Source organism: Schumannella sp. 10F1B-5-1 (assembly GCF_006517535.1).
GTDB lineage: Bacteria > Actinomycetota > Actinomycetes > Actinomycetales > Microbacteriaceae > Schumannella.
Genome location: NZ_VHQH01000147.1, coordinates 1 through 225, shown reverse-complemented (window position 1 = coordinate 225; position 225 = coordinate 1). Strand labels below are relative to the sequence as shown.

Genomic DNA, 225 nt, shown 5'->3' with positions numbered 1-225 from the left:
GGCCACCACATCCTTCGTGAGCTGCTTGGTGACGGGCGAGTAGCTGTACTTGTAGCGCTCCCAGGTGACCGGCGCGACCAGGTGCCTCTCACCGTCGACCTCGACCGTGACGTCGTCGGCGATCTTCACGACCTCGCCGATCGTGCCGTTGACCCAGCGGCCCTCGCCGCCCGCGTCGTTGCGCAGGAACATCACCTGCGCGCCGACCTTCAGCTCGAGCCGCTC

At 67.6% G+C, this 225-nt stretch carries 1 pseudogene; it reads right to left on the bottom strand.

Annotated elements, in window-relative coordinates:
- Positions 1 to 225: pseudogene (locus tag FJ658_RS15245) on the bottom strand (helicase); the annotation flags it as partial.